Origin of the sequence: Kitasatospora griseola, from assembly GCF_044999035.1 — a bacterium.
Classification (GTDB): Bacteria; Actinomycetota; Actinomycetes; order Streptomycetales; family Streptomycetaceae; genus Kitasatospora; species Kitasatospora griseola.
Map to the genome: position 1 here is coordinate 329680 of NZ_CP173360.1, position 25619 is coordinate 355298.

General features: G+C 73.2%; 23 protein-coding genes and 1 pseudogene. 7 read left to right on the forward strand and 17 right to left on the reverse strand.

The features are described 5' to 3' along the window. Window positions 1-119: 119 nt before the first annotated feature. The 11 genes from ACI1MP_RS01625 to ACI1MP_RS01675 form a co-directional block, all read right to left on the reverse strand. Window positions 120-1520, reverse strand: a complete 1401-nt coding sequence (locus ACI1MP_RS01625; RefSeq protein ID WP_380331027.1) for an MFS transporter — start codon at window positions 1518-1520, stop codon at window positions 120-122. Window positions 1521-1626: 106 nt separating this feature from the next. Next, the gene (locus ACI1MP_RS01630; protein ID WP_404867472.1) at window positions 1627-2085 is read right to left on the reverse strand and encodes a hypothetical protein; all 459 of its coding nucleotides are present in this window, start codon (window positions 2083-2085) and stop codon (window positions 1627-1629) included. A gap of 112 nt (window positions 2086-2197) precedes the next feature. Next, a complete protein-coding gene (locus ACI1MP_RS01635) occupies window positions 2198-4804 on the reverse strand; it encodes a SpoIIE family protein phosphatase (RefSeq protein ID WP_380331033.1) in 2607 nt (868 codons plus the stop codon). A 55-nt stretch (window positions 4805-4859) separates the two neighbouring features. Further along, window positions 4860-5474 carry a TetR/AcrR family transcriptional regulator gene (locus ACI1MP_RS01640; protein WP_100584271.1) on the reverse strand — a complete coding sequence of 205 codons (615 nt, stop codon included), beginning with the start codon at window positions 5472-5474 and terminating at the stop codon, window positions 4860-4862. A gap of 52 nt (window positions 5475-5526) precedes the next feature. Then, the gene (locus tag ACI1MP_RS01645; RefSeq protein WP_404867473.1) at window positions 5527-7104 is read right to left on the reverse strand and encodes an AMP-binding protein; all 1578 of its coding nucleotides are present in this window, start codon (window positions 7102-7104) and stop codon (window positions 5527-5529) included. Window positions 7105-7258: 154 nt separating this feature from the next. Continuing rightward, on the reverse strand, window positions 7259-8071 hold the full coding sequence (locus ACI1MP_RS01650) for an inositol monophosphatase family protein (RefSeq protein ID WP_404870751.1): 813 nt from the start codon (window positions 8069-8071) through the stop codon (window positions 7259-7261). A 113-nt stretch (window positions 8072-8184) separates the two neighbouring features. Beyond that, on the reverse strand, window positions 8185-9378 hold the full coding sequence (locus ACI1MP_RS01655) for an acyl-CoA dehydrogenase family protein (protein WP_100584273.1): 1194 nt from the start codon (window positions 9376-9378) through the stop codon (window positions 8185-8187). A 73-nt stretch (window positions 9379-9451) separates the two neighbouring features. Beyond that, window positions 9452-11401 carry an acetyl/propionyl/methylcrotonyl-CoA carboxylase subunit alpha gene (locus ACI1MP_RS01660; RefSeq protein WP_404867474.1) on the reverse strand — a complete coding sequence of 650 codons (1950 nt, stop codon included), beginning with the start codon at window positions 11399-11401 and terminating at the stop codon, window positions 9452-9454. 42 nt (window positions 11402-11443) lie between these two features. Further along, on the reverse strand, window positions 11444-13042 hold the full coding sequence (locus ACI1MP_RS01665; protein ID WP_404867475.1) for an acyl-CoA carboxylase subunit beta: 1599 nt from the start codon (window positions 13040-13042) through the stop codon (window positions 11444-11446). Further along, window positions 13039-14784 (reverse strand): acyclic terpene utilization AtuA family protein, encoded by a 1746-nt coding sequence (locus tag ACI1MP_RS01670; protein ID WP_404867476.1) that lies wholly within the window; start codon window positions 14782-14784, stop codon window positions 13039-13041. Before ACI1MP_RS01670 ends, ACI1MP_RS01665 begins: the two co-directional genes overlap by 4 nt. A gap of 208 nt (window positions 14785-14992) precedes the next feature. Next, on the reverse strand, window positions 14993-15400 hold the full coding sequence (locus tag ACI1MP_RS01675; protein ID WP_404867477.1) for a hypothetical protein: 408 nt from the start codon (window positions 15398-15400) through the stop codon (window positions 14993-14995). Between the two features lie 336 nt (window positions 15401-15736). Between ACI1MP_RS01675 and ACI1MP_RS01680 the strand changes: the two genes are divergently transcribed. After that, complete coding sequence (locus ACI1MP_RS01680) at window positions 15737-16603, forward strand: methyltransferase domain-containing protein (RefSeq protein ID WP_404867478.1); 867 nt, start codon at window positions 15737-15739, stop codon at window positions 16601-16603. 51 nt (window positions 16604-16654) lie between these two features. Here ACI1MP_RS01680 and ACI1MP_RS01685 read toward each other — a convergent pair whose 3' ends face one another. Continuing rightward, a complete protein-coding gene (locus ACI1MP_RS01685) occupies window positions 16655-17161 on the reverse strand; it encodes a DUF6624 domain-containing protein (protein ID WP_404867479.1) in 507 nt (168 codons plus the stop codon). Window positions 17162-17306: 145 nt separating this feature from the next. Further along, a pseudogene (locus tag ACI1MP_RS01690) lies at window positions 17307-17938 on the reverse strand (IS5 family transposase); the annotation flags it as partial. 117 nt (window positions 17939-18055) lie between these two features. Here ACI1MP_RS01690 and gcvH point away from each other — a divergent pair. Together gcvH and ACI1MP_RS01700 are read left to right on the forward strand one after the other, a co-directional pair. Next, window positions 18056-18439: a glycine cleavage system protein GcvH gene (gcvH, locus tag ACI1MP_RS01695; protein WP_404867480.1), complete on the forward strand. Its 384-nt coding sequence runs from the start codon at window positions 18056-18058 to the stop codon at window positions 18437-18439. 116 nt (window positions 18440-18555) lie between these two features. Then, a complete protein-coding gene (locus ACI1MP_RS01700) occupies window positions 18556-19152 on the forward strand; it encodes a GrpB family protein (RefSeq protein WP_380331064.1) in 597 nt (198 codons plus the stop codon). Window positions 19153-19175: 23 nt separating this feature from the next. On the opposite strand, the gene ACI1MP_RS01705 is transcribed toward ACI1MP_RS01700, so the two are convergent. Beyond that, window positions 19176-19610 carry a VOC family protein gene (locus ACI1MP_RS01705; RefSeq protein ID WP_404867481.1) on the reverse strand — a complete coding sequence of 145 codons (435 nt, stop codon included), beginning with the start codon at window positions 19608-19610 and terminating at the stop codon, window positions 19176-19178. A gap of 136 nt (window positions 19611-19746) precedes the next feature. On the opposite strand from ACI1MP_RS01705, the gene ACI1MP_RS01710 reads away from it, so the two are divergent. Together ACI1MP_RS01710 and ACI1MP_RS01715 are read left to right on the forward strand one after the other, a co-directional pair. Continuing rightward, a complete protein-coding gene (locus ACI1MP_RS01710) occupies window positions 19747-20199 on the forward strand; it encodes a hypothetical protein (RefSeq protein WP_404867482.1) in 453 nt (150 codons plus the stop codon). Beyond that, window positions 20190-21650, forward strand: a complete 1461-nt coding sequence (locus ACI1MP_RS01715; RefSeq protein WP_404867483.1) for a hypothetical protein — start codon at window positions 20190-20192, stop codon at window positions 21648-21650. The genes ACI1MP_RS01710 and ACI1MP_RS01715 overlap by 10 nt, the downstream gene beginning before the upstream one ends. 22 nt (window positions 21651-21672) lie before the next feature. Here the strand turns inward: ACI1MP_RS01715 and ACI1MP_RS01720 are convergent, their stop codons facing one another. After that, window positions 21673-21867, reverse strand: a complete 195-nt coding sequence (locus ACI1MP_RS01720) for a hypothetical protein (RefSeq protein WP_380331074.1) — start codon at window positions 21865-21867, stop codon at window positions 21673-21675. A 434-nt stretch (window positions 21868-22301) separates the two neighbouring features. Further along, window positions 22302-23303: a phosphatase PAP2 family protein gene (locus ACI1MP_RS01725; protein WP_363474573.1), complete on the reverse strand. Its 1002-nt coding sequence runs from the start codon at window positions 23301-23303 to the stop codon at window positions 22302-22304. Window positions 23304-23466: 163 nt separating this feature from the next. Between ACI1MP_RS01725 and ACI1MP_RS01730 the strand changes: the two genes are divergently transcribed. Next, window positions 23467-24210 (forward strand): TetR/AcrR family transcriptional regulator, encoded by a 744-nt coding sequence (locus tag ACI1MP_RS01730; RefSeq protein WP_404867484.1) that lies wholly within the window; start codon window positions 23467-23469, stop codon window positions 24208-24210. Continuing rightward, window positions 24207-24971, forward strand: a complete 765-nt coding sequence (locus tag ACI1MP_RS01735; protein WP_404867485.1) for a glucose 1-dehydrogenase — start codon at window positions 24207-24209, stop codon at window positions 24969-24971. Before ACI1MP_RS01730 ends, ACI1MP_RS01735 begins: the two co-directional genes overlap by 4 nt. Before the next feature lie 24 nt (window positions 24972-24995). On the opposite strand, the gene ACI1MP_RS01740 is transcribed toward ACI1MP_RS01735, so the two are convergent. After that, window positions 24996-25619: an MBL fold metallo-hydrolase gene (locus ACI1MP_RS01740; protein WP_404867486.1), complete on the reverse strand. Its 624-nt coding sequence runs from the start codon at window positions 25617-25619 to the stop codon at window positions 24996-24998.

A 25619-nucleotide genomic window follows, 5' to 3' on the forward strand; every position in this document is an offset into this window, starting at 1 on the left:
CAGGTCGTTCTCCTGCGTCGCGATCTTGCGAATGGGTGCCTTCCGCTGCGCGCAGTTCCGCCCCCTCGGCTTCGCCCGGGGGTACCCCCAGCGACCCTGGTCTGCCACCTGCCCGTGTCTCAGGGCCGCACCGCCGCGACCAGTGCCAGCAGCACGAAGGCGATCACCACGGCGAGGCTGAGCTGGAACGCCCCCGGGTAGTCGGCGGGGGTGTGCAGGTGGCCGAAGAAGGTCGCGCCGACGGTGGCGATGCCGGCGGCGGAGCCGATCCGTTGGGCGGTCTGCAGGACTCCGCCCGCACTGCCGGCCCGGGCGACGGGCACCTCGTTCAGGGTGAGGGCCTGGTTCGGGGAGACCACCAGGCCGCTGCCGAGGCCGGCCACCAGCAGCGGCAGGGCGGTGGCCCAGCCGACGAACGGGCCGTTGAACAGGTGGACGGCGAGCGCGGCGAACGCCAGGCCGACGGCGACGGTGGCCAGGCCGAACGCGATCAGCCGCCGCCCGTAGCGGACCACGATCCGCCCGCCGACGGTGGAGGCCACCGCGGAGGCCAGCGCGAACGGGGTGATCGCCAGGCCCGCGTACAGCGCGCTGTAGCCGCGGCCGGCCTGCAGGTACAGCGTGAAGACGAAGAACACGGCGGTGAACCCGGCGAAGTACAGCAGCGACACCAGCGAGCCGGAGGTGAACGAGCGGGTGCGGAACAGCGCGGGGTGGACCAGCGGTTCGCGGTCGCGGGCGTACCGGTGCTCCCACCCGGCGAACGCGGCGAGCAGCAGCATCGATCCGGCCAGCAGCAGCCACTTGCGGGAGTCGTGCCACTGGGCCTGGACCAGCGGGAGCAGCAGCAGGACGGTGCCGGTGCCGAGCAGCAGCACCCCGACCGGGTCGAAGTCGCGGCGGGCGCAGGTGTCGGGGGTGGGGGCGGGGAGCAGGCGGCCGGCGAACGGCAGGAGGGTCAGGCCGATCGGCAGGTTGACGTAGAACACCCAGCGCCAGCCCTCCTCGGCGCCGAACGCGGCGATCAGCAGGCCGCCGAGCAGCGGGCCGACGGCGGTGGAGAAGCCGATGGTGGTGCCGAGCAGGCCGAACGCGCGGGCGCGTTCGCCGCCGCGGAACAGCTGCTGGATGAAGCCGGAGACCTGCGGCACCAGCAGTCCGCCGGACATGCCCTGCAGCAGCCGGGCGATCACCAGCCAGGCCTCGTTCTGGGCGGCGCCGGCCAGCGCGCTGGTGGCGGTGAACAGGGCGAGGCCGGTGAGGAACACCGGTCGCCGGCCGATCGCGTCGCCGAGCCGCCCGGCGGGCACCAGGACCAGGCCGAACGCCAGCGAGTAGCCGGACAGCACCCACTGGAGTCCGGCCTCCGACATGTGCAGGCCGGTGCGCACCGACGGCAGGGCGACGTTGACGATCGACACGTCCAGCAGCGTCATGAAGCCGGCGACCAGGCACACCGCGAGGGCCCGCCAGCGGCGCACCTCGGTGCTCCGGTCACCGGCGGTGATGGGGTGCGCCATGCGTGGTGTCCTTCCGTCCGGCGTCCAGTCTGGGCGGCCCGGGCGGTGGCGGGCGGGCGGCGCGCCGGGGTTGACGGCCGGTCGGCTGACGGACCGGCAGAAGTCCTCAGTCGTCCGACGGCAGGTCGAGGACGAGTTGCTGGGCGTCGGCGGAGGCGGGCGGGGCCGCGCCGAGGTCGGTGAGGGTGGTGATCACCACGGCGTCCACGCCGGTCAGCCAGTCGCTGGTCTTGGACTGCACCACGACGGTCCGGCTGTGCTCGGCGCCGTCGCACTCGATCTGCGCGGGGAAGGTGCGGGTGGAGCCGAAGGCGACGGTGGCGGGGTCCTCTGGGTCGGTCTGCTCGACGGAGGTGTTGAGCGAGCGCGGGCCGTCGGCGGGGGCGCAGGTGTAGCTGAGGTCGACCCGGACCAGGTCGGGGCTCTCCGGGTCGATGGTGGCCTCGGTGATCTCGACGACCGTGTCGGCGTCCGGGGCGTCGGGGTCCTCGTCGGCGACGGCGGCGGACGCGAGCGCCAGGCCGAGGGCGAGGGCGGCGAGAGCGGCGGGGAGGCGAAGGTGCACGGCGGGGCCTTCCGGGCGGTGGAGGGGTTTCTCCGACTGTCCGTCAGCCCCGCCGGGCGGGCGAGCGCTGTCCGCCGGGCGGGTGCCTTCCCGGCGTGCCTGCGGGCCCGGTTCAGCCGGGCCGGTAGGGCAGTTCGATCTCCGCCCAGACCACCTTGCCGTGCTTGGTGGGGCGGGTGCCCCAGCGGTGGGCGAGTTCGCTGACCAGGTGGATGCCGCGGCCGCCCTCGTCCTCCTCGGCGGAGCTGCGCAGCCGGGGCGGCTGGCCGCCGGCGTCGGAGACCTCCAGGGTGAGGGTGCGGTCGCGGAACAGGCGCAACCGGCGGGGGGCGTCGGCGTGCAGCAGGGCGTTGGTGACGAGTTCGCTGACCACGAGTTCGGCGTAGTCGGTGAGGGTGGACAGGCCCCAGCCGTCCAGGGTGGCGCGGGTGAATCGGCGGGCGCGGGCGGGCAGCGGGCCCTCGGTGGGGAGGATCAGGGTGGCGATCCGGTCGGCGGGCACGGGCAGCGCCCGGGCCATGATCATCGCGATGTCGTCCTCGGTGCCGTCGGTGACCAGCGCGGACAGGGCCGCGTCGCAGCTCTCCTCCAGGGTGCGGCCGGGGGTGGCGAGGGTGCGGGCGAGCAGGTCGATGCCCTCGTCGATGTCGCGGCCGCGGCGCTCGACCAGGCCGTCGGTGTAGAGCGCGAAGGTCGATCCGGCGGGCAGCGTGAACTCGGTGGATTCGAACGCGCCGCCGCCGATGCCGAGCGGGACGCCGGGCGGCAGGTGCATCACGTGGGAGGTGCCGTCGAGGTCGACCCGCACCGGCGGGAGGTGGCCGGCGGAGGCGATCACCACGCTGCGGTCGACGGGGTCGTAGACGGCGCACACGCAGGTGGCGAACTGGCCGTCGCCGATCGCCGAGGCGGTCTCGTCGAGCCGGCCGAGGACGTGTTCGGGCGACAGGTCGAGGGTGGCCAGGGTGCGGGCGACGGTGCGCAGTTGGCCCATGGTGGCGGCGGCCCGGATGCCGTGGCCCATCACGTCGCCGACCACCAGGGCGACCCGTCCGCAGGACAGTGGGACCACGTCGAACCAGTCGCCGCCGACCTCGCTGACCACGCTGGAGGGCAGGTAGCGGTGGGCGATCTCCAGGCCGAGGGTGCGGTGGATCTCCTGCGGCAGCAGGCTGCGCTGCAGGGTGAGGGCGGTTTCGCGTTCGCGCCGGTAGAGGCGGGCGTTGTCGATGGCGAGGGCGGTGCGGGCGACGAGTTCCTCGGCGAGCGAGACGTCGGCGGCGCTGAACGGCTCGGGGTTGCGGGTGCGGATGAACTCGGCGCCGCCGAGCACCATGCCGCGGGCGATCAGCGGCACCAGCAGGTAGGAGTGGATGCCGGCGGCGATGCCGGGGGCGACCCGGTCCTCGCTGGGCACGATGCCGCGCAGCACATCCTCGTCCACCTGCGGTTTGAACAGCGGGCGGCCGCTGCGCATGCACTGGGTGTAGGTGCGCTCGGCGCCGTACTCGGTGGTGCCGCCGACCTGGTCGGCGGCGCCCGTCAGGCTGGTGCCGTAGGCCTCGCCGACGGCCAGCGCGCGGACCTGGACGGCCTTGCCGGGCTGGATGGGGGCGGGTTCCTCGCCGCGCACCACCGGTTCGAGCAGGTCGACGGTGGCGAAGTCGGCGAACCGCGGGACGACCGCCTCGACCAGTTCCTCGGCGGTGCGCTTCAGGTCGAGGGTGGTGCCGATGCGGGCGCTGGCGGAGGCGATCAGCGCGAGGCGCTCCTGGGCGCGGGCGGCGCGGGCCTCGGCCTGGAAGCGTTCGGTGACGTCGATGATCGAGGAGGACACGCCGAGCACCCGGCCGGTGGAGTCCTCCAGCCGGAAGTAGGACGCCGACCAGGCCCGGTCGTGGTGCGGGTCGGCGGGGACGCGGCCGTGCGAGCGGGCGTCTATGACGGGTTTCCCGGTGGCCAGCACCTGCCGCATGACGGCTTCGACCTCGGCGGCGTTGATGCCGGGCAGCACGGCGGTGATCCGCCGGCCGAGGTGCTGCTCGACGGTGAGGCCGTTGATCCGGGCGAGCGCCCCGTTGAGCCGGACGAAGCGCAGGTCGGTGTCGTAGACGGCGAGGCCGATCGGCGACTGGTTGAAGAAGCCGTCGAAGACCGCCAGGTCGGACTCCACCTCGTGCAGGGCGTGCACGTCGGAGGCGGTGGCCAGCAGCAGGGTGCGGCCGTCGGGCTCCACGATCGGATAGGTGTGGAACTCCAGTTCGACGGTGGAGCCGTCCCGGCGGCGGACCGGGTGGGTGCCGGACCAGCCGCGGGCGAGCAGTTTGCCGAACAGCCTCTCGCCCGCCTCCGCCCCCTCGTCGGCGAGCAGCAGCCGGACGGGGTGCTCGCCGAGGGCGTCGCGGGCCGACCAGCCGGTGAGCGCCTCGGCCTCCTCGCTCCAGTGCAGGATGCGGCCGTCGTCCTGGACCAGCGCGGTGGCCAGCGGGACCAGGCGGTGCCCGGCCAGGCGCGCGGAAGCGGCACCCGCCGCGTCGCCGCCGGGCGTCTGTTCGAATCCGTGCGTGCTCAGTTGGCCACCTGCCCGGTACCTTCCCCGGTCTGCCGGTCGTTCCGGCTCCCACCAGACTGCATGGCCTGTCGCACGCCTGCGACTGGTGATCGTGCGGGCGACGTGACCGAAGGTGAGAGTCTCCTCGATCCGGGCCTTTCCGGGCAAGGGGATGACGGTGATCTGCCGGTGGTCACGGCCGGTCAGGGCCGTTTCGGGGCGCTCAACCGGCCAGCGCGGCGTCCAGCAGGCGGGACCACTGGCGGACGATGCCGGCCCTGCGCGGCCCGTCGTCGGTGAGCAGGTTCGCCAGGCCGAGGCCGCGGGCGAGGTCCAGGGTCGCCTGGACGGTCTCCCGGACACCGGTGGCGCTCTCGTCGGCGCCCAGGCATTCGACGGCGGCCCGGTGCGCCTCGCGGCCGACGTGGTTCTCCAGACTGACGATCCGTTCGCGCAGCGGCTGCTCGGTGGCGGCGGCCACCCACAGGTGCAGTGCAGCCCGGAACAGCGGGCCGGTGTAGAGCCGGACGATCATCTCCACCACCGCCTCGGTCCGCTCCGGTCCGGGCGGCGGCAGTTCCCGGACGTGCGCCAGGACGGCGGCCAGCCGCTCGGCGGCGACGTGTTCGACGGCGGCGGTGAACAGGTCCTCGCGGGTGCGGAAGTGGTGCTGGGCCGCGCCGCGGGTGACGCCGGCCCGTTCGGCGACCACGGCGACGGTGGAGCCGTTCCAGCCGACCTCGGCCAGGCACTCCACCGCCGCCTCCAGCAGTCGGCGGCGGGTGGCCCGGCTGCGGTCCTGCTGGGGCGCGCGGGCGGCGGGGGTGCTGGTCGTCATCGGCGGCTCCTGCTCGGCTGGGCGGTTGGCGCGTCCCGATCCTCGCAGACCGTCATCGGCGGGCGGTGCGGTCCCGCAGTTCGCGGCGGAGGATCTTGCCGCTGGCGGACCGGGGGACGGCGTCCAGGAACTCCACCTCGCGCACCTTCTTGTACGGGGCGACCCGGCGGGCCACGTACTCGACGACCTCCTGCTCTGCGAGCTCGCAGCCGAACGCGGGCACCACGTACGCCTTGGGTCGTTCGGTGCCGTCGGCGTCGGTGACGCCGATCACCGCGGCGTCGGCGATCGACGGGTGGGTGAGCAGCAGGGCCTCCAGTTCGGCGGGGGCGACCTGGTAGCCCTTGTACTTGATGAGCTCCTTGACCCGGTCGACGACGTACAGGTAGCCGTCGTGGTCGACGTGGCCGACGTCACCGGTGTGCAGCCAGCCGTCGGCGTCGACGGTGGCGGCGGTGTCGGACTCCCGGCCGAAGTAGCCCTTCATCACCTGCGGGCCGCGGAACAGCAGTTCGCCGTCCTCGCCGGGGCCGAGGTCGCGGCGCGGCTCGTCGAGGGACAGCACCCGCAGTTCGGTGCCGGGGACCAGGCGGCCGACGGTGCCGACCGGCGGGTGCGGGTCGTGCGGCGGGACGATGTGGGTGGCCGGGGAGAGTTCGGTCATGCCGTAGGCCTGGAGCAGGTGCGGCAGGCCGAGGCGCCGGGCGCAGGCGGCGGCGAGTTCGGCGTCCAGCGGGGCGGCGGCGCTGAGCACGTAGCGGACCGAGGACAGGTCGAAGCGGTCCACCAGCGGGTGCTTGGCCAGCGCGAGGGCGATCGGCGGGGCCACGTACACCGCTTCGATGCGGTGGTCCTGAATGGCCGTCAGGAACTGCTCCAGGTCGAAGCGGGGCAGCACGACGACGGTGGAGCGGGCCCGCAGCGGGCGGTTGAGCAGGGCGGTCAGGCCGTAGATGTGGAAGAACGGGAGGACCGCGAGGATCCGTTCGCCCGGGGCGGTCCGCAGCAGCGCGTCGACCTGGGCGAGGTTGGTGGAGACCGAGCGGTGGGTGAGCATCACGCCCTTGGGCAGGCCGGTGGTGCCGCTGGAGTACGGCAGCACGGCGAGGTCGGTGGCCGGGTCGAACTCGGGCGTCGGCTCGGGGGCGTCGGTGGCGGCCAGGTCGGCGAGCGAGCGGTGGCCCTCGGCCCGGTCGCAGACGAAGATCTCGGCGACCGGGTGGGCGGTGGCGGCCTCCAGCGCGACGGGCAGGAACGCGGCGACGGTGATGATCCAGCGCGCCCCGGAGTCGCGCAGCTGGGCGGCGAGTTCGGCGGCGGTGGCGAGCGAGCTGACCGGGGTGACGGTGGCGCCGGTGCGGGTGATGCCGTAGAACGCCGGCGGGTAGGCCACCGAGTTCGGACTGAACAGCGCCACCACCTCGCCCTTGCCGACGCCCGCCGCGGCCAGGCCGGCGGCGATCCGGCGGCTGCTTCCGTCCAGTTCGCGGTAACTGACGGTCCGTCCGGTCAGTGCGTCGATCAGGGCTGGCAGCTCGGCGTGCTCGCCCACGGCGCAGTCGCCGAGGACGGCGTCGTGGATGGCGCGGTCGAGCGGGGCGATGGTCGGACAGTCGCTGTGGAACACCATGCGGGCCTCCGGGGCGGGCTCGGCGGTCGGTAGTGGCGGCGCTGGTCATCGGCGCTGGTGGTACGGGGGCGGTGCGCGCCGCTGGCAAGGTTGCCCGGGCCGGGAGGGGCGCGGGCAGGGCGCGTGGCGGGTTCGGGGGGTCGCGCGGCGGTGGTCACCGGCGGTACTGGCGGTCGACCAGGTCGAGCAGTCGGGCGTGGGTGTCGGGGTCGGCGGCGGCCAGCAGGCCGCCCTCGCCGCTGTGCAGGGGCTTGCCGCGCAGGTCGGTGACGGTGCAGCCGGCCGCTTCGCACAGGGCGAGGCCCGCCGCGAAGTGCACGCTGTCGGCGAGGTGCCCGTCGGTGATGTAGGCGGCGCGCCGGCCGGCGGCGACCCAGGCGACGGCGAGCGTGCTGGAGACCACCCTCGGGCGGAACTCGGCCTCGAAATCGGGGTCGGTGAGCAGGTGCGCGGCACGGAAGGCCGCGGCGTTCGGGTAGGGCGGGTCGAGGTTGAGGTCGACCAGGGCGGACTGCGCGGACGGGACCAACGGGGTGTCCCGGCCGTCGTGGCGGAGGTGCGCCCGTTCGCCGTCGGTCCAGTAGGTCTCCCCCGTGTACGGGTCGGCGGTGGCGGCGGCGACCGTCCGCCCGCCTTCGCGCAGGGCCACGTTGACGGCCACCAGGTGGGTGCCGACGGCGTAGTTGAGGGTGCCGCAGAGCGGGTCGATCAGCCACCGCCGGTCGGCGTCGGCCGCTCCGGTGCGGCCGCTCTCCTCGGCGGTGAACGCGTCGTCCGGGCGGGCGGCGCGCAGCAGGTCGAGGATGGCGGCCTCGGCGGCCAGGTCGGCGGCGGTGGCGAAGTCGCCGCCGCCCTTGTGGTGCCGCTCCGCGGTGGCCCAGGCGTGGGCGCGGACGGCCTCGGCCCCGGCCTCCGCGGCGCGGCGGGCGAGTTCGGCGTCCTGGCGGCGACTGTCCGCGGTGTTCATGATCGTCATGACGGGAGCGTAGCCCGCGGCGCCGGCGCGGGCCGACCATATGTCGAATCGGGTCACACGCCGGTGCACGGAGGCTTCCTGTCGATGCGTCAGCAGTCGGAATGTCAGTAGGAGCGGGGCAGGCCCAGGGTGTGCTGGGCGACGTAGTTCAGGATCATCTCGCGGCTGACCGGGGCGACCCGGCCGACCCGGGTGGCGGTGATCAGGGCGGCGAGGCCGTACTCCTGGGTGAGGCCGTTGCCGCCGAGGGTCTGGACGGCCTGGTCGACGGCGCGGCAGGAGGCTTCGCCGGCCGCGTACTTGGCCATGTTGGCGGCCTCGCCCGCGCCCAGGTCGTCGCCCGCGTCGTACAGGTGGGCCGCCTTCTGGGTCATCAGCCGGGCGAGTTCGACCTCGATGGCGCACTGCGCGAGCGGGTGGGCGATGCCCTGGTGGGTGCCGATCGGGCGGTCCCAGACGGTGCGGGTGCGGGCGTAGCCGACGGCGGTGTCGAGGGCGTACCGGGCGATGCCGAGGGTGAAGGCGGCGGTCATGATCCGCTCGGGGTTGAGTCCGGCGAACAGTTGCAGCAGTCCGGCGTCCTCGTCGCCGACCAGGGCGTCGGCGGGCAGCCGGACGTCGTCCAGGAAGACCTGGAACTGCCGTTCGGGGGCGGTGAGTTCCATCGGTATGGCGCGGTACTCGAAGCCGGGGGTGTCGCGCGGGACGACGAACAGGGCGGGCTTGAGCTTGCCGGTGCGGGCGTCTTCGGTGCGGCCGACGAACAGGACGGCGTCGGCGTGGTCGACGCCGGAGATGAACACCTTGCGGCCGCTGAGCAGCCAGTCCTCGCCGTCGCGGCGGGCGACGGTGCCGATCCGGTGCGAGTTGGAGCCGGCGTCGGGTTCGGTGATGCCGAACGCCATCACCTTGCTGCCGTCGGCGAGTCCGGGCAGCCAGCGCCGCTTCTGCTCCTCGGTGCCGAACCGGGCGATCACGGTGCCGCAGATCGCGGGCGACACGATCATCATCAGCAGCGGGCAGCCGGCCGCGCCCAACTCTTCCAGCACGATGGCGAGTTCGCTGATCCCCGCGCCCCCGCCGCCGTGTTCGGCGGGCAGGTTGACGCCGAGGTAGCCCAACTTGGCAGCGTCCGCCCAGAGTTCCTCGACGGGCTCGTTGGCGCGGGCCTTGCGCTGGAAGTACTCGCGCCCGTAGCGGCGGCCGAGCGCGGCGACGGCTTCGCGCAGGGCGCGGCGGTCCTCGGACTCGATCAGCGGGGAGGCGGGCGGTGCGGTGGTGGTGCGCGGTGCGGACATCGGGGGTCCTTCCGGGCGGAGGGTGGGCCGGTGTGCGGGGTCGCTCGACCGGCGTGGTGCGCGGTTGTCGGCGTCAGGAGGAGGTGACCACGGCGAGCACGGCGCCGGTCTCGACCTGCTGGCCGACGGCGACCGGGAGTTCGGCGAGCAGGCCGTCCGCCGGGGCGGTGACCTGGTGTTCCATCTTCATCGCCTCCAGCCAGAGCAGCGGCTGGCCGGCCGTGACGGGCCGGCCGGGTTCGGCGGCGATCCGGACCACCGTGCCGGGCATCGGCGCGAGCAGCGTCCCGGGGGCCAACTGGGCGGCCGGGTCCGGGAATCGGTCCAGCACGGTGAGGGTGTGGTGCTCGGTCGGACCGTCCACGAAGACCTGGTCGCCGTGCCGGGCGATCCGGTAGCGGCGGCGCAGCGGGCCGACCGCGAGGTCGACGGACTCCGGTGCGCTGCCGAGGAGTTGGACGTCGGGGTGATCCTCGGCGAGCAGGCCGTCGCGGGTCAGCCGGTAGCGGACGTCGAGTTCGGCGCCGTCGGCGGTGCGGTAGCGCTTGTGCTGCGGCTGGGAGGGCAGGTTGCGCCAGCCGGACGGGACGGCGCCGGGGTGCGCGGCGGCGTCGGCGAGGGCGGCGGCGAGGGCCGCGAGAGGTGCCGACTTGCCGTCCTGGCCGAGGAGTTGGTCGGCGTGCTCGGTGAGGAAGGCGGTGTGCACGGCGCCGTCCAGGAAGGCCGGGTGGCGCAGGGCGCGGACCAGCAGGTCCCGGTTGGTGGCCGGGCCGTGCAGACGGGTGCGGGCCAGGGCGTCGGCGAGGCGGCGGGCGGCGGCGCGGCGGGTGGGGGCCCAGGCGATCACCTTGGCGAGCATCGCGTCGTAGTGGACGGTGACCCGGTCGGCGCCGCCCTCGCCGCCCGCGCCCTCCCCGACTCCGGCGTCCAGGCGCAGGCCCGCCGGGGCCGGGAGGGTGTCGAACTCGACGTCCACACCCGGGACTTCGAGCAGGTGCACGGCGCCGGCGGTGGGCTGCCAGTCGCGCGCGGGGTCCTCGGCGTACAGGCGGGCCTCGATCGCGCAGCCCCGCGCGGGCGGCGGGGTGGCCGGGAGCTTCTCGCCTTCGGCGACGGCGAGTTGGAGGGCGACCAGGTCGAGGCCGGTGACGGCCTCGGTGACCGGGTGTTCCACCTGGAGGCGGGTGTTCATCTCCAGGAAGGCGAGCCGGCCGTCGGGGGCGAGCAGGAACTCGGCGGTGCCGGCGCCGCGGTAGCCGATGGCGCGGGCGGCCGCGGTGGCGGCACCGTGCAGCCGGGTGCGCAGCTCGGGGTCGAGGCCGGGCGCGGGGGCCTCCTCGATCACCTTCTGGTGCCGGCGCTGCAGCGAGCAGTCGCGGTCGCCGACGGCCCACACGGTGCCGTGCGCGTCGGCCAGCAGCTGGACCTCCAGGTGCCGTCCGGTCGGCAGGTAGGGCTCGCAGAACACCTCGTCGTCGCCGAACGCCGCCGCGGCCTCGGCCCGGGCGGCGGCCAGCGCGTCCGGCAGTTCGGCGAGGGTGCGCACCACCCGCATGCCGCGTCCGCCGCCGCCCGCCGCGGCCTTGACCAGCAGCGGCAGGTCGGCCTCGTCGGGCCGGGGCCCGACGCTCAGCACGGGGACGCCGGCGGCGGCCATCAGCCGTTTGGCGGCGGTCTTGGAGCCCATGGCGGCGATCGCGGCGGGCGGCGGGCCGACCCAGGTCAGTCCCGCGTCCTGCACGGCCCGCGCGAACTCGGCGTTCTCGGACAGGAATCCGTAGCCGGGGTGGACGGCGTCGGCGCCCGCGTCCAGCGCGGCCCGGATCAGCAGGTCGGCGCGCAGGTAGGTGTCGGCGGGCGCGGCGCCGGGCAGCCGGACGGCGGTGTCGGCCTCCTGGACGTGCCGGGCGTCGGCGTCCGGGTCGGCGTACACGGCGACGGTGGCGATGCCGAGGGTGCGGCAGGTGCGGAAGATCCGGCGGACGATCTCGCCGCGGTTGGCCACCAACAGGGAGGTGATCATGCGTCAGTTCGCTTTCCTTGGTCGGCCGTTGGGAGAGCTGGTCTACATCCGGAACACGCCGTAGCCGCGCGCGCCCTCGACCGGTCCGCTGTGGATCGCGGACAGGCAGATGCCGAGCACGGTCCGGGTGTCGCGCGGGTCGATCACCCCGTCGTCGTAGAGCCGGCCGGAGAGGAACGCGGGCAGCGACTCGGCCTCGATCTGCTGCTCGACCATGGCGCGGATGGCGGCGTCGGCGTCCTCGTCGTACGGCTGCCCCTTGGCGGCGGCGGACTGGCGGGCCACGATCGAGAGCACGCCGGCCAGTTGCTGCGGCCCCATCACGGCGGACTTGGCGCTGGGCCAGGCGAACAGGAACCGCGGGTCGTAGGCGCGTCCGCACATGCCGTAGTGCCCGGCGCCGTAGGAGGCGCCCATGAGCACGGAGATGTGCGGGACGGTGCTGTTCGACACCGCGTTGATCATCATCGCGCCGTGCTTGATGATGCCGCCCTGCTCGTAGTCCCGGCCGACCATGTAGCCGGTGGTGTTGTGCAGGAACAGCAGCGGCCGGTCGCGCTGGTTGGCGAGTTGGATGAACTGGGCGGCCTTCTGCGACTCCTGGCTGAACAGCACGCCCTGCGCGTTCGCCAGGATGCCGACCGGGTACCCGTGGACGGTGGCCCAGCCGGTGGCCAGGCTGCTGCCGTACAGCGGCTTGAACTCGTCGAAGTCGGAGCCGTCGGCGATCCGGGCGATCACCTCGCGCGGGTCGAACGGCGCCTTCAGCTCACCGGGGACGATGCCCAGCAGCTCGTCCTCGTGGTACTTCGGCGGCTCGTACCAAGGCATCGGCTCCGGGCCGGACTTGCGCCAGTGCAGCCGGTGCACGACCCGGCGGGCCAGCCGCAGCGCGTCCGGTTCGTCGACGGCGAGGTGCTCGGCCAGGCCGGAGGTGCGGGCGTGCATCTCGGCGCCGCCGAGGGACTCGTCGTCGGCCTCCTCACCGGTGGCCATCTTGACCAGCGGCGGTCCGCCGAGGAACACCTTGGCCCGCTCCCTCACCATGATCACGTGGTCGGACATGCCCGGCACGTACGCCCCGCCCGCCGTGGAATTGCCGAACACCACGGCCACGGTGGGGATTCCGGCCGCCGACAGCCGGGTGAGGTCGCGGAACAGCGCGCCGCCCGGGATGAAGATCTCCTTCTGGCTGGGCAGGTCCGCGCCGCCCGACTCCACCAGGTTGACCAGCGGCAGCCGGTTGCGCAGCGCGATCTCGTTGGCCCGCAGCGCCTTGCGCAGCGTCCACGGATTCGACGAACCGCCGCGCACGGTGGGGTCGTTGGCGGTGATCACGCACTCGGTGCCCTCGATCGTGCCGATCCCGGTGACCAGCGACGCGCCGACCGGGTAGTCGCTCCCCCAAGCGGCCAGCGGCGACAGTTCCAGGAACGCCGAGTCCGGGTCGATCAACAGCTCGATCCGTTCCCGGGCCAGCAGCTTGCCCCGACTGCGGTGCCGTTCCACGTACTTGGGCCCGCCGCCGGCCAGCGCCTTGGCGTGCTCGACGTCCAGCGCGGCCAGCTTCTCCAGCATGGCGGCGCGGTTGGCGGTGTACGCGGACCCGCCGGTGTCCAGCCGGGTGGACAGTACGGTCACAGCAGTGCCTCCGGAATGTCGAGGTGCCGGGAGCGCAGCCACTCCCCCAGCGCTTTTGCCTGCGGGTCGAACCTGGCCTGGGCGGCGACGCCTTCGCCGAGCAGTCCGCGGACGGTGAAGTTGACGGCGCGGAGGTTCGGCAGCACGTGCCGCTCGACCGCCAACTGCGCGACCTCCGGGAGGAGTTCACGGAGCTTGTCGACGGTGAGGGTGTGCGCGAGCCAGCGCCAACCGGCCTCGCTGCGGGCCCACACGCCGAGATTGGCGTCGCCGCCCTTGTCGCCACTTCGGGCCCCGGCGACCAGACCGAGCGGGGCACGACGGGTCGGGCCGTCTTCCTCCACCGGTGGTGGCAACTGCGGCCCCTCCATTGCCACTTCGCCACTGGCCGATGGCCGCTCGGGCTGGACCGCGACGGTCCCGCCGCCGGGCAGGTGGGCCAGGTGCTCGACCTCCTTCGCGTCCAACTCCCGCGCCTCGAACACCCCGTAGGGCGCGGCCGCGGCGGGCGGCGCGGTCAGGTGGAAGCCCGGGTAGCCGGCCAGGCCGAGTTCCACGGCGGCGGCGGTCAGTGCGCGACCGACCTTGGCCTCCTGCGGGTCGCGGGCGGTGAGGCGGAGCAGGGCGCTGGCCCGCTCCTCGGTGTCGGCGTCCGGGTGGTCGGTGCGGGCCTGCGTCCAGCGCAGCTCGGCCGGCGGGTCGGTCAGGGCACGCGTCAACTGCCGTTGCACGAAAGCCGCTTTGGCCTCGATGTCGAGCCCGGTGAGGACGAACACCAGCTCGTTGCGGTAGCCGCCGAGCCGGTTCAGACCGACCTTGAGGGTGGCTGGCGGGGCCTCGCCGCGCACCCCGTCGATCCGCACCCGGTCCGGCCCGTCCTCGGTGAGCGTCACGGTGTCCAGGCGGGCGGTGACGTCCGGGCCGAGGTAGCGCGGTCCGCCGGTCTCGTACAGGAGTTGGGCGGTGACGGTCTCGATTGTCACCACGCCGCCCGTGCCCGGGTGCTTGGTGATCACGCTGCTGCCGTCGGCGTGCAGCTCGGCGAGCGGAAACCCCGGGTGGTCGAGGCGGTCCCCGTGCTCGGCGAAGAACGCGTAGTTCCCGCCGGTGGCCTGCGCCCCGCACTCCAGCACGTGCCCCGCCACCACCGCCCCCGCCAAGGCGTCCAGATCGTCGGGCGTCCACCCGTAGTGCGCGATCCCCGGCCCCACCACCAGCGCGGCATCGGTGACCCGGCCCGTCACCACCACGTCCGCGCCGCCGCGCAGGCACTCGGCGATGCCGAACGCACCCAGGTACGCGTTGACGGCGAGCAACGGGCGCCGCGGATCCTCCCCCGCCCAACCGAACTCCGCTGCGCGGGGCAGCAGTTCGTCACCCGTGACGTACCCGATCCGGGCCCGGACGCCCTGCCTTGCCGTCACCTCCCCGAGCGCTTCCGCGAGCCGCGCCGGGTTGAGACCGCCCGCGTTGACGACAATCCGCACTCCGCGCTCGACCGCCTCCGCGAGGCACTCCTCCGCCTGCCGCAGAAACGTCCGCGCATACCCCAGCTTCGCATCACGCAGCCGGTCGCGGGCCAGGATCAGCATCGTCAACTCGGCCAGGTAGTCACCCGTCAGCACATCCAACGGCCCGCCGGTCAGCATCTCCCGGAACGCGGCGAACCGGTCGCCGTAGAACCCCGAAGCATTGCCGATCCGCAACACGGCACACCTCCCCAACTCGCCGCCACCCGGCATCCGTTCACCGCACTCGGCGAACCCTGCCCACCCGGTCGCGACCGAGCGTGGCACCGCACCGCCAACAAATCAAGCACGCGTGCTTGTTTTCCCGCCACACCGGGACACCGGCCGTGCGCGAGTGGTGGGCGACGGGCGAGTCCAGGGCCCCCGGCCCGGCCTCGGCCCGCTCCGTCCCGCCCCGCCCTGGACGAGAGAGGTCGAAGCCCTACTCCCGACGCGCCGACTCGCGGGACCGCCAGAATTCCGCGTCGCGCGGATCGGCCAGCCAGTCCGCCATGCGCGCGGCACCTGCCTCGAAGGCCGCGGGCAGCGACATCTCGTCACCGACGGCGAACTTCAGGACCTCGACGTCGTGGGTGCCGTGGTCGGTCTCGCACCAGCACTCCGCGTTGACCACGGCCGCCACCTCGTGCCGGCCCTCTACCGTCCAGCCCACCTGAAGCTGGAACCCCAGCCAGTCGCTGTCGCTTGTCGGATGCACCACGCACCGGAGGAGGATCACGAGCACCCGCGACTGCGGGCCCGCAAAGACCGCATGCGCCGTTCTCCACTCCCACGTCGTCTCGGCCACCTCGGGCCGAGCCGCGCCGACGCTGCGGGCGGCGCGCCGCATTGATTCCGCGCCTGCGGTGGTGAGTTCGGGGAAGAGGGTGATCAGGGGAACGTCGCCGAAGGTGCCTTCATGGACATGAGCCGACCATCCGATCTCCCCGGCGTGGAGGACAGGGCCGATCGTCGCAGCGCCCCCCGATGTCCGGCACGACGAAGCCGGCCTCGCCCGAACTCCGGTGCAAATCGGACGGCGTCCCTCTCATGACGATCCGTCAGGCTGCGGCCCAGGCGTGGGACGGTGGCGGCATTGTGGGCCGCCTGGGGTTCGTCTGCTGTGTGAGGCATCACTCCCCCGTCGTCGTGGCGCCCACGGCCCGGGAGGGTTGACCATGGAGGCATGACTTCCTCGCCACGCCAGCCGCACGCCGATGGCCGACCGGATTCGACGGACAGCACCACCGCGCCCGGCGGAGAATCCGCCCGCGGGTACCTGCTGGACAATGCCCGCGTCGAGGCGGGTGAGCGGTTCGTCCAGCTGGCCGAGCTGTTCGACGGGGTGACGCGCGGGCACTTCGATCGGCTGGGGGTCAAGGAGGGCTCACGCTGCTGGGAGGTGGGCGCCGGTGGCACCAGCGTGCCGGAGGCGCTGGCGGCGGCCGTCGGCCCGACCGGGCACGTACTGGCGACGGACATCAACCCGTCGTGGCTGACGGCAGGCAACGGGTACGAGGTGCGGCAGCACGACGTCGCCGCCGATCCCGCGCCGGAGCCGGGGACGTTCGACCTGGTGCACGCCCGGCTCGTGCTGGTCCATGTCCCGGACCGGGCCCGGGCGTTGGCCACGATGGTCGCGGCGCTGCGGCCCGGCGGCTGGCTGCTCATCGAGGACGCCGACACCGCGCTGCAGCCCCTGGCCTGCCTCGACGAGAGCGGCCCCGCCCAACGCCGCGCCAACCGGCTGCGGGACGCCGTCCGAGAGCTGCTGGCCCGCCGCGGCGCCGACCTGCGCTACGGCCGGACCCTACCGCGAGCGCTGCGCGAGGCCGGCCTGGTGGACGTCGCCGCAGCAGGCACCTTCCCGGTCGGCGGCCCGGCCTGCAACCACCTGGAGGCAGCGACCATCCGCCACGTCCGCGACGAGCTGCTCGCGGCCAACCTGTCCGACGACGCCGAGATCGACGCCCACCTGGCCTCCATCCACGCGGGAGAACTCGACCTGACACTCGCCCCGTTGATCTCGGCCTGGGGACGGCGTCCGGTCTAGGGTCGGTCCGGCGGATCCGGCGTGGGCGTGATCCGCCGGATGCCGGGTGACTCAGGCGATCGAGAACTGAGCGACGTACTCGGCGAACGGCGGGATTCCCACTTCTGCTCGGCGCTCGTCCATGCGCTCGGGTTCCTCGCAGGGCCACGGGATCGGCGAGCCGTCCTTCACGCCGGCGATCTGCGTGCCGTAGACCTGCTCCCGCCCTTCGTTCACAAGGGTGCGATCTCGCAGGAAGGCCAGATCACGGGGGCTGGCGGTGCCGTCGGCCACTGCCTGCTCCATCAGCCCCAACGCGCGCCGCTGCACGTCGAGCTGCCGGTCGGCGTGTTGCGCGATCAGCCAGGCGGCCCGGGCCGCCTCCTCGCCGACCAGGTCCGCGGTCGGCCATCCGTGCGCGTCCATGATCTCGCCGAGACGGTCCGCGTGCTGCGCGGTCAAGCGCCGCCAGACCAGCTGCTCCGCCGGGTCTTCGCTGTTCGCATTGCGCGCGGCCCGGTGATCGGCCGCAGCCATCATGGTGAGCTCCGCAGCCACTGCGGCAATGTCAGATGCCATCCCGACTCCCGGTCGGATCGAGGTTCTCGCTGGTCATCCGCAACCTTAGGTGCGCAGATCGCGACAGAATCTCCTCCCGGAGGACGGTGACAGACACGTCCGGATCTTGGAATACTTGATCCATCGACGGAGCCGGATCGACGCAACGCCGGTTGGCCCGCCGGTCCTCGGGCTCCGGCATGGTGTGCTCGATCTGGTGCCTGCACAGGTAGCGACGACTGCGGTGGGGGCTGTGCGCCTTGTCGCCGCCCAGGCGGTCAGGACGGGTACGCGGACGGGCCGCCACCGAGGCGCTCGACCCGAACACGCTCCAGAACGGGGATCAGCCGGGGGCTGTCACTGCACTGGCCCGGCGCGATCAGCAGAGCCGGCGGCCGCCTTCCCCGGCCGGATGGATTCTGCTCGTCAGACCGCCCCGGGAGCGTCCGAGCCCCTCGTCGGGGCGGTGCTGCCGAGGCATCGAGCTTTTTTCGGGATCCGCGGTGCTCTGTGCGGAGCCCCGGCTGCGAGCTGGTGAGCTCGGCATGGGGTCGAGTCGACGCTGACCATGCTCCAGTCCACCCGCCCCTGAGCGTCGGCGTCGGCCAGCAGGGCCTGAAGGATCCTGTCCCAGGTCCCGTCCGCCGACCAACGCCGATGCCGCTCACGGACGGTCGTCCGACTCCCGGAGCGCGCGGGCAAGTCCCGCCGGGGCACCCCGGCGCGGATCCGGAACAGGATCCGGCGTCGCCGTAGGTCTGCTGCGCCCCCGGATCGGTGCCGTCCGGCGCCCTTCGGAGCTCCCCGTCAAGGGGAACTGACATTTCGTCGGTGATCGGCAGGAAATCCGACGCTTCCCCGGCGCAGTCCGGCATGCTGAGGCAGCTGGTCAACCCATCCCAAGGAGGACAAACCATGTCGAACATCCCTGCGGATCTGCGGTTCGCCGAGTCGCACGAGTGGGCGCGCCTGGAGTCCGACGGCACAGTGACGGTCGGGATCAGCGATCACGCTCAGAATGCGCTCGGTGATGTGGTGTTCGTGGAGTTGGCTGAGGTCGGCAAGGTCTTCGAGGTCGGCAGCTCGGCCGGTGTGGTCGAGTCGGTGAAGGCCGCGTCGGAGATCTACGCACCGGTCGGCGGCACGGTGGTCGCCGTCAACGAGGAGCTGAACGAGAGCCCGGAGCTGCTCAACGACGAGCCGTACGACGCCTGGATCTTCAAGCTGAAGCCGTCCGACAAGTCCGAGCTCAAGAAGTTGCTGGACGCCGCCGGGTACCGGGCGCTCCTCGGCGAGTGACCTTCGGCGGGCCGAACGCCACAGCCGCTGCCGGAGGTGGACGAAAGGCCCCGAGGAAGGCCCGAGGGCGGACGGGGGCGCCGTGAGGCGGGCCGTCCTCGGATAGATTTGTTCGGGTGATCACCGACGCCGCGTCAGCGCCCATCGTGCTTGCCTACGACCCCACTTGGCCGGAGCGGGCGCTCGCTCTCACGGACGAGCTCCGTTCGGACCTCGGGCCGCTGGTGCTGCAGGTGGAGCACATCGGCAGCACCGCGATTCCCGGCATGGCCGCGAAGCCGGTGTTCGATGTGCAGATCACCGTCGCGGACCTGCACGAGGCCGAGGGCGCGTTCGACCGGCTCCTGGTCGAGAAGGGCTTCCGGCGGTCGCCGTACCGGTACGACCATGTGCCCGCGGGCGTCGAGGACGATCGGGAGCGGTGGACGAAGCGGCTCTGGATGCGACGCGGGCAGGCGGGGGCGGACTGCAATCTGCACGTCCGGCTGCTCGGCTCGCCGAACGAGCGGCTCGCCCTGCTGTTCCGCGACTGGTTCCGGGCGCACCCCGAGGCGGTGCCCGCCTACGGCCGGTTCAAGTCCGTGCTCGCGGGCGTCGTCCGCGACATCGACGTCTACGCGGATGTCAAGGATCCGGTGGTCGACCTGGTCGTCACGGTCGCCGAGTCCTGGGCGGCCTCGACCGGTTGGACCCCCCACTCCGGGAAGGGCTGACGGAGCGGGGGGCCGGGCAGGCGTCAGTCGAGGCAGAACTCGTTGCCCTCGACGTCCTGCATGTTCTGGCAGGACTCGTTCTCCTCGTCGGCGAGCAGGAGCCGGCCGCGGGTCGCGCCGAGCGCGACGAGGCGGGTGGTTTCGGCTTCGAGGGCGGCGAGGCGTTCATCGCCGACCAGGCCGGTGCCGACGCGAATGTCGAGGTGGAGGCGGTTCTTGACGACCTTGCCCTCGGGGACGCGCTGGAAGTACATCCGCGGGCCGACGCCCTCGGGGTCGCTGGCGGCGAACCAGGAGCCGCGCTGCTCGGGGGGCAGCGACTCGGTGAAGGCGTCCCAGGTGTCGAAGCCCTCGGGCGGCTGCGGGGGGACGTAACCGAGCGCCGCGCACCAGAAGCGGCCGACGCGCTCCGGTTCGGCGCAGTCGAAGGTGATCTGGATCTTCTTGACCGATGACATCGCGCCACCATAGCAACGGCCGAGTGGATCTTGCGTGCGATTTTCTGCCGGTCCGCGAGCAGTTGACGCCCCGTCGGCGACGGGCGGCCCGCCGCCGGGGACGGGTGCGTCGGCGGCGTGTGCGAGGCTCCGCCGCATGGAAGTGCTGTTCGGCTATTTCGCCGCCGCTGATGACGACGACGCCCTGGGGGCGATCGTCCGGGACGACGACGAGCCTTTCGGGGCCGGGTACGACGGGACGGTGGTGAAGGGCATTGATCCGATGGTGGCGCTCGAACCCGCCGCGGAGTTGGTGACGGGGCGGTCCGGTGCGGAGCTCCGGGCGGATCCGCGGTGCGGGGCGCTGGTCGGCATGATCGAGGACGGTGAGGTGGTGGTACTGGCGCTGTCGAACGTTCTCCGGGACGCGTTGGCGCGGCAGGGGGATGCCGCGCTCGGCGAAGTCGCGGAGCGGTGGGCGGCGGTGGACGAGGTGTTCCACGGACCGGCCGATGCAGACCAACTCACGGAATTCCTCCGGGAGTTGTCCGGGATCGCACGCCGGGCCGCGGCCCGTGGCGCGGGCCTGTACTGCTGGGTGTGCCCCTGATGGGCGGCGAGCAGCCGACCGTCGAGGCGGTGCTGCGCGGTGCGGTCGCCCTGCCGGGCGGACGGGAGCTGGTGAACGGCGTCGGGGTCGAGGGTCGGGCCGGATCGCGTCGGGCGGTGCTGCTGGACGGGGTGCGGCTGGCGGTGTTCGACCTGGACGCGGTGTTCGACGGGCGGATGGAGCCGTCCGTCGTCTTTCCGCTGCCGTGGCCGGGGTGGACGGGCGGGGTGCACACGGTGAGTCCGGACGGCTCGTTCGCGGTGTTCTCCGGGCAGCGCACGGTGCGGGCCGTGAACAGCGACGGCACGACCCGGTGGGAGTACCCGCACCCCTGCTGGGGTCCGGAGCTGGGGCATCCGCACAGCGGGGACGAGCAGGAGGTGTGCGCGGGGTCCGAGCAGGGTTCCTGCTGGGTCTCGGACGACGGGCGGGTGGTGTGGGCGCACACGCCGGGCTCGTCGGGGGACGACTACCTGGAGGAGTGGGTGGTCCTGGACGCCGTGGACGGCCGCCCGCTGGCCCGCCAACCGCTGGAGAGCGTCGCGTCCGCCTCGCACCACCGGTCGCACCCGGACTCCGGCCGGGTCGGGCTGTGCGTGGGCATGGGCCAGGACGGCGTCGGCCTGTACTGGGCGCACTGGGACGGCGAGCGGCTGCGGGACGTCCAGCTGGACGAGGCGGGCGAGCGCATCCTGATGGACGTCCACCCGGACCGGCCCGCGTACCTGACCGTCGACCAGGGCGGCTGGGACGTCCGGCTGCACGGCCTGGACGGCACGACGCTCGCCGAGGGCGCCGCGCCGCCGGCCGCCGACCCGGACGACCCGCCCTGCTGGGACTGGTCCTGCGGCTTCGTCGACCCGCACACCGTCCTCGCCTCCACCCTGGACTGCGACGACGACCGCGGCGCCCACTGGCTTCTCGACACCGCCACCCTCACCCCGCGCCACCGCATCACCTACCCGGACGCCCGCACCCCGGGCTACGCCCGCCCCCTCGGCGACGGCACCTGGCTGACCTTCGACGACCGCTCCGGCCTGCTCCACCGCTGGTCGGCGAAGCCGCCGACGGCGGGTGACGAGCCGGCCGCCGAGGTGCGCCGGGAGCCGGTCGGGCTGCTGATGACGACCGAGCGCGGACTGTCGGAGCGCGATCCGGGCCCGACGGCGATCAGCCGGCAGGTGACCGCGCTCCGGTGCGGCGACCCGTTCCTGATCGTCGAGCGGACCGGTGGGGACGAGCCGGGCGACTGGTACGTGCAGGCGCGGTACCTGCGGGACGGCGAGCGCTACGAGCTGGAGTACCGCGACGGCGTCCCGTCCGAGCACCACCGGACGGTGACGGACTCCGCCGCCGCCGTGGTCGGCGCCCTGGTCGGCTGGTCGGCAGGTCTGACCTCGTGGCGGCGGAACTTCGACTGGACGCCGATCGGGCACTGCTTCACCGGCTGAGCCCGGGGCGTCGACCTCGCGGTCAGAGCAGCCAGAGGCCGAAGCCGGTGACCAGGATGCCGGTGGCGATCAGCAGGGGGCCCAGGAGGTGGTCGCGGGGGCGGTCGGTGCCCGGGCGGATGCGGATGGTGGAGGCCAGGCCGACGCCGAAGAGCAGGACACCGAGCGGGGTGAGGATCATCCACAGCGTGGGCGCGACACTGTGACCGTAGATCATCGGGTCGTCGGCAGGGCGGCGGGTCGGGGGCGCTCGCCGGGCGCGGACGGGGTGTGGGGTGCGGCCATGGTGGGTCCTCCTGCGGTGTTCCGCACGACGCTACCCGCGTCCACAACAAGACTCCGCCACGGATTGGCAAAGCCTTCGCCCCGACCGGCGGGCGGGCGGTTCGACACCGGTTTTTGACGGGTCGTCAGCGACCGGGCGCCCTCCAAAGGGGCTGTGACGACCGGCGTTCGATTCCCAGCGAACGTCCAGGAAACTCCCGGGGCACTCGGAGGGGGGTTCCGAGGCGGTTGCGCAGACGGTGAGGAGAACGCGACCGGAACACGGCGGCTTTGCGGAGGTCCTGCACACGAGGCCCCCGGCTCCGGCCCGGCACCACCTTGCCGGGTCGGGGCCGGGGGCCTCGTGCGGTGGAGGGTCGGCCGGGGTCAGCCGACCGGGACGGAGGGCGGTGTCACGGCGACGGCGACGGCCTCCTGCTTCGCGGCGCGGGCCGCGGCGCGGCGGGCGACGAAACGGTTGACCAGGGTGACCATCACCCAGGCGTAGGCCCAGCCGACCAGCACGTCGATGATGAAGTGCTCGCCGCCGTAGACCAGGGTGAAGCCCATGGCCAGGGGGTACGCGGCGAGGACCACCCGCAGGGTGCGGCCGGCCCGGGGCCAGAACACCAGGGCGATCATCATCGGGTAGGCGGAGTGCAGCGAGGGCATCGCGGCGACGTCGTTGGCGAACCGGCTGCCGTTCTCGAAGATGGTGCCGGCCCGGTGCAGGCCGCTGTTCTCCAGCACGGCGTTCACTATCCGGTCGACGGCCGGCAGGTGGTTCTCGATCGCGGCCAGCCACGGCGGGTCGGCCGGGTACAGCACGTAGGTGAGGAAGCCGGCGAAGGTGATGGCGAGGTAACAGGCGAGGAAGTGCCGGAACCGGGCGTGGTTGCGCTTCCAGAGCACCGCGAGGATCCCGAAGACCGCGAAGAAGTGCGACATGTAGACGACGACGATCGCGTAGTCGTACCACTGCGGCTGCCCGGGGTGGTACAGCAGGTCCTGGAGGCGCACCGTCCAGGTCTCGCCGAAGCCGAGCACCTCGTCGAAGGCGATCTGCGGGGCGTAGTGCGGCTGCCAGGGCGTGTGCGCCCCGTAGCCCCTGAGCAGTGAGTAGGCCCAGACCACGGCCATCACGGGCACCCAGTCGCGCAGCACGTACAGCCAGCCCTTGCGGCCGCCGCTGTGCACGGACGCGGCAACCAGGGCGGCGATCAGCCAGAGGAAGACCACGTCGTTGGCGTACGGCAGTCCGTAGACCGCGAGGTAGCGCCAGAACGCGAGGGCGAACAGCGGCCAGGCGAGATGCCTGGGGCGTAGTCGGGACAGCAGATGGACCGCCAGCGAGCGTGACCGCGCTGCCAGGTGGGACGAGTCGATCATGCGTCACGAAGCTAGCAAGAGCGTCTTTGAGAAACCTTCAGCCGCGCGCCCGGGCTCCCAGCGAATTCCCAGACGGCACACGGACGGGGGACGGGCTCCGGCCGCCGGATCGGCGCCAGGCCAATGCTCGACATTAATAATGGCGAGTATTAATCTGTGGGGCATGGCAAGGGACATGGCAACGACGTCGGGCTCCGACCCCACCGGCACGGGCACCACCCGGGACCGGCTGATCCGCTCCGCCGAGCAGCAGTTCGCGGCGCAGGGCGTGCACGGCGCGCAGCTGCGCGAGGTGGTCCGGGGGGCGGGGCAGGCGAACCCGTCCGCGGTGCAGTACCACTTCGGCTCCCGCGAGGGGCTGCTCGACGCGGTGATGGCGGAGCGCCAGCACCGCACCGAGCGTGCGCTGGCCGAGCGGCTGCCCGAGCCCGAGGGGCGGCCGCTGGCCGAGCTGCTCGGCGCGCTGATCGACGCCGAGGCCACCGAGCTGCGCACCGAGCGCGGCCGGGACTGCCTGCGGATCTCCACCCAGGTCAGCCACGACAGCGGCATCCGCGAGCGGCGGCCGCACCCGGGTCTCGCGGGCAGCCGGTACTGGCGGCTGATCTCCGAGCTGGAGGCGCCGCTGGTGGAGCTGCTCCCGGAGCCGGTGCGGCTGGAGCGGATCGACCTGGTGCTCACCCTGATCGGTGCGGCGCTGGCCGAGCGCGCCCGGCAGCTGGCCGCGGGCGAGCCCACCCTGACGGCGGACGGCGGCTACCTGGCCGACCTGGTCTCCGTCTGCCGTGCCGTGCTGACCGCACCGCCGGCCGGGGCGCACCCCGCCCCGGCGCGGCCGAACCACTCTGCGCCGGGCGCGGGCGACGCGTCCGGCGTGCACCACGAGAACGCGAGGAGCAAGTCATGAGCGAGCTGTCCGGCAAGACCGTCGTCATCACCGGTGGGGCCCGCGGCCTGGGCGCCGAGACCGCGAAGCAGGCGGTGGAGGCGGGCGCGAACGTGCTGATCACCGACGTGCTGGACGCGGAGGGCGAGGCCACGGCTGCCGCGCTCGGCGAGCGGGCCCGCTACCGCCACCACGACGTCGCCTCGGAGCAGGACTGGGCGGAGGTGGTCGCGTTCGCGCAGGCCGAGTTCGGCGCGGTGCACGGCCTGGTGAACAACGCGGGCATCTCCACCGGGAGCTTCCTCGCCGACGAGTCGGTGGAGCACTTCCGCAAGGTCCTGGACATCAACCTGACCGGTGTGTTCATCGGCATGAAGACCGTCACTCCGGCGCTGCGCGAGGCCGGCGGCGGCTCGGTGGTCAACATCTCCTCGGCGGCCGGCCTGATGGGCCTCGCGCTGACGGCCGGCTACGGCGCGTCCAAGTGGGGTGTCCGCGGCCTGACCAAGATCGGTGCGGTGGAGCTGGGCGTGGACCGGATCCGCGTCAACTCCGTGCACCCGGGCATGACGTACACCCCGATGACGGCGGCCGTCGGCATCGAGCGGGGTGAGGGCAACTACCCCAACACCCCGATGGGCCGGGTCGGCGAGGCCCCGGAGATCGCCGCGGCCACCGTGTTCCTGCTGTCCGACGCGGCCTCGTACATCACCGGCGCGGAGCTGGCCGTGGACGGCGGCTGGACCACCGGCCCGACCGTCCGCTACGTGATGGGCCAGTAGCGGACGGGGGCCTTCGGGCTCCGGTCAGGCGTCGAGCGGGGCGGACTCGCCGAGGGCGAGGCGGGTGTAGCGGGTGCCCGCCTCGCCGTCGAGCCAGCCGTCGAAGTTCGCCGCGCCGCGCTCGCTGAGGAAGGCGTCGTGGATCGGGACGGTGCGCGCCGGGCGCAGGGCCCGCACCAGTTCGAGCGCCCCGCGCATGGTCAGCCACGGCCCCGCGGAGGGCAGCAGCAGGGTGCGCACCGGCTCGTCCGGCTCGTCCAGGGAGTCCCCGGGGTGGTAGAGGCCGTCGACCAGGTAGCCGAGGTTCGAGCAGTCCGGGTGGTTGTCGATCACCTGGGCGTGCCGCCCGCCGACGGCGTGCACCGCGAAGCCGCCCGCCTCGAACCGCTCCCCCGCCGTCAACGGGTGTGCGCCGCCGGCGAGTTCGGCCGCGACGTCCGCCGGCGCGAAGACCTCCAGCGCCGGGTCGGCCTTCCGGGCGGCCGCCAGCAGCTCGTGGTCGACGTGGTCGTGGTGCCCGTGGGTGATCAGCACGGCGCGGACGCCCGCGAAGGCTTCGGGCTCGGTCCAGCACCCCGGGTCGATCAGCAGGGACTTCTCGCCGTCCTCGATCCGGACGCACGCGTGGGAGTACTTCGTCAGCAGCAT